Annotated in this window: 2 protein-coding genes and 1 pseudogene; all 3 read right to left on the bottom strand. The window is 57.4% G+C overall.

The genetic code is table 11. The features are described 5' to 3' along the window. Positions 1–614, bottom strand: a 614-nt coding sequence (locus Q7T06_RS10150) for an FAD-dependent oxidoreductase (RefSeq protein ID WP_304784256.1), incomplete at its 3' end; no start/stop codon positions are given. Between the two features lie 106 nt (positions 615–720). Continuing rightward, the gene (locus tag Q7T06_RS10145; protein WP_304784254.1) at positions 721–3363 is read right to left on the bottom strand and encodes an EAL domain-containing protein; all 2643 of its coding nucleotides are present in this window, start codon (positions 3361–3363) and stop codon (positions 721–723) included. After that, positions 3363–3546: pseudogene (locus tag Q7T06_RS10140) on the bottom strand (phosphoribosylglycinamide formyltransferase 2); the annotation flags it as partial. The pseudogene Q7T06_RS10140 and the gene Q7T06_RS10145, both read right to left, overlap by 1 nt.

The following is a 3546-nucleotide window of genomic DNA, read 5'->3' as shown; positions in this document are numbered from 1 at the left end:
AGGTAGACCTTGCCGGCGCCGCCGGTGGCCAGCACGGTGTGTTCAGCCGATATCGTGATGACCTTGCCGCTTTTGACATCCTGCACATACAGGCCGAGGCAGCGTGGTCCGAGCTTCTTGCGCTCCAGCTTGTCGGATGAGATCACGTCGATTGCGTAGTGATGCTCCATCAGCGTGATGTTCGGATGGGCGCGGACTTTGGCTTCCAGCGTGACCTGGACGGCATGCCCGGTTGCATCGGCCGCATGGATGATGCGGCGCTGGCCGTGGCCGCCTTCGCGTGTCAGATGAAAACCGAGTTCGGCGCTGGCGTCGGGTGTGAACGGCACGCCTTGCTCGATCAGCCATTCAATCGCTTCGCGGCCATGCTCGATGATGAAACGGGTCGCCGGCTCATCGCACAGGCCGCCACCGGCGACCAGCGTATCGGCGACATGTTCGTCATAGCTGTCGTGAGAATCAAGGACCGCGGCTATGCCGCCTTGCGCCCAGTTGCTGGCGCCATCGAGCAGGCTGCGTTTGGAAATGACGGCGACTTTACGGGTTTCTGCCAGGTGGAGCGCAACGGAAAGACCTGCCAATCCACTGCCTACAATTGCGACATCAAATTTCATAAGTATTCGTATTAAAGAGGGTATGTGCCCATGACTATATTCGATTTGGCGGCAGACCGCCGCTTACGCGCATATTTTATCGCTGCCGGCGCGGATGCTGGCGGCTTTAATCGACGGGGAAACGGTGCGAAGAGAAAATCAGCGTTTCTGCTTCGCTGGCTGTAAGCGGCGCTGAAAACAGGAAGCCCTGTCCCAGATTGCAGCCCATTTTTTTCAGTTCCTGTATGTGGGCGGCAGTTTCCACTCCTTCGGCGATGGTTTGCAGATTGAGTGTCTGCGCCAGCGCCATCATCAGACGGATGATTTCCCTGTCGCCAGGGTTGGTGCCCAGGCCATGCACAAAGGTCTTGTCGATCTTGAGTATGTCGATCGGCAGTTTTTGCAGATACGCGAGTGAGGAATAGCCGGTGCCAAAATCGTCGAGCGCCAGGCGCAGGCCGAGTTTTTTCAGCATCGCCAGGTTTTCTATCGTCTGCAGGGGATTGGCCATGGCCGAAGTCTCTGTCAGTTCCAGCTCTATCGACTGCGGCACCACGCCGCTGCTGTTGAGTATGTCGCGCACCTGGCTAAAGAACGAGGTGTGCAGCAGCTGGCGCATCGAGACGTTGACCGCGACTGTGATATCGCCCATGGCAGGGTAGCTGGCCTGCCATGCAGCGAGCTGCTCGCAGGCTTGCTCCATTGCCCACATGCCGATAGGCACGACCATGCCCGAGGTTTCTGCGATAGGAATGAATTCATTCGGCGAGATCATCCCGTATTCGGGGCTGTTCCAGCGCAGCAGCAATTCAAATCCCTGGACGCGGCCGTCGGCCAGCGACACTTTCGGCTGATAGGCGACCGACAGTTCATTGCGCTCCAGCGCAAAACGCAGGGCGACATCCATGCGCGCATGCTTGGTTGATTTGCTCTGCAATGCGGCGTCGTAAATTTCAGTCCTGTTGCGGCCACGCTCCTTGGCCTGGTACATCGCCGCATCGGCATCGCGTATCAGGTCGGCAGGCGTCTGGTGATCCGGATTCAATTGCGCAATGCCGATACTGGTTTGAATTTTCACCGCCACATTGTCGAAGATCAGGCGTTCGGACACCGCGCGCATGATCGCGTTGGCCTTGACGGTGGCTTCAGCCAGTGAGGCATTGGTCAGGATCACGAATTCATTGCCGCCGAAGCGTGCGACGAAATCGTTCTTCGCCAATGCGGCAACGATGCGCTTGCTGGTTTCAAGCAGGCATTGATCGCCGAAGTCGTGGCCGTGCGTGTCGTTGACGCTCTTGAAGAAGTCGAGGTCGCAGAACAGCATGGTCAGGCTGGAATGACGTTGCCGGCTGGTTTCCATCGCAGCGGCCAGTGTTTTGACCAGATAGCGACGGTTCGGCAAGTCGGTGAGCATGTCGTGATTTGCCTGATACTCGATCTGCGTCTCGGAAGTCTTGCGCTTGGTAATGTCGCGTGTGACGCCGAGTATGCCTACGGTGTGGCCCTTGGCGTCCAGCAATGGATATTTGCTGGTGTGGAACCAGAGATGCATGTCGTTGTGCCAGAAGCCCGGCATTTCCATGTCCTGCAAAGGCACGCCGGTTTGCATGACTTGCTGATCCTGACGCTGGATTTCATCGGCGATTTCCCGGGCGCTGAATTCATCGCCTTCATTGGCCATCTTCAGGCAAAGGTCGTAGACGGTTTTGCCGCGCAATTCTTCTTCGCTGGCATAGCCGAAACGTCGCTGGAATACCTGATTGCTGACGGTGAAGCGGCCTTCTTTGTCCTTGACATAAATCATCGATGGGTTGAGGTCGAGCACTGCGCGCAGCAGCGTCGTTTCTTCCTGCAGCCGCAGTTCGGCATCCTTGCGCAGCGTAATGTCTTCTATGCTGAAAACGAGTCCATTGATGGCCGAGTCGTGCAGCATGTTGTAGCCGCGCGTTTCCAGCCAGACCCAGTGACCATCCTTGTGCTGGGTACGGTGACGCGAAAATATCGTGCTGTGCGGCGTATCGCGCAGATGCGACAATTTTTGCTTGTGCTCTTCTGCGTCGTCAGGATGCAGGATAGGCTTGATTGCATTGCCGATGACTTCTTCGTAGCTGTAGCCGATCACTTCCTGCAGGGCAGGGTTGGCAAACTTGATTTGATAGTCGACGTCGGTGATCAGGAAAATGTGACGCGTCACGCGCGCAATCGCATTGAAGCGGCGTTCATTGGTGCGGGCCTGGCTGAGTGCCGTGCGATTGATATGCAGCGTTTTTGCCAGCAGCAGCGACAGCCATCCTATGCACAGGGTGGCAAAAAAATCGGGCAGCCATTCACCTGCCGTGGCGCCCAGATGCGCGTTGAGTCGATAGCCGAGAAAAGCCAGTGCCACGATCACGATGATCGCGATACGCTTGCGTAAAACCAGTGGAAAGACCCCGGCGATGGCGATCAGCCACGGCATCGGCAACGCCGGCATGGCATTGCTGGTCGCGAGTGTCGCGATGGTGAACGTCGTGATGGCCAGTTCGACAAGGAGAAATTTTTCGTCGAGCAGTATGCTTGCGCGCAGCCAGAAATAGCGCACGAAGGCAACCGTCAGCAGGGCAATCAGAAGCCCGGCGATCATCGTTCCTGCACGCGACAGGTTTAAATTTTTCGCATAGACCAGGACGATGATATTGAACGACAGGGTTGCATAAAACAGCAGGGAAGCGGCACGAAAAATATCGCTGCCGGCGAACATGTTGATGGCACGAAGGCGCGCTTCCTTCATCAGTTTTCGACGACCGGCTTGACCTTCGCTGCCGCTGCCTTGGCATGGCGGCGCGCAGTCTCGACGTCGGCGGCGCTGGCCAGTGCAACACCCATGCGGCGGCGCGCGTACGATTCCGGTTTGCCGAACAGGCGGATGTCGGTGCCGTGGACTTGCAAGGCCTCGGCCACCCCTTCGAACGAG

This window comes from Herminiimonas sp., assembly GCF_030645555.1.
Taxonomy (GTDB): Bacteria; Pseudomonadota; Gammaproteobacteria; order Burkholderiales; family Burkholderiaceae_D; genus Oxalicibacterium.
The sequence above is the reverse complement of the archived record's forward strand: the minus strand, read 5'-3'. Positions and strand labels throughout refer to the sequence as shown.

Coding starts and splice junctions, on each gene's coding strand:
- Q7T06_RS10145 (WP_304784254.1), bottom strand. CDS start 3,363: ATGAAGGAAGCGCGCCTTCGTGCCATCAACATGTTCGCCGGCAGCGAT.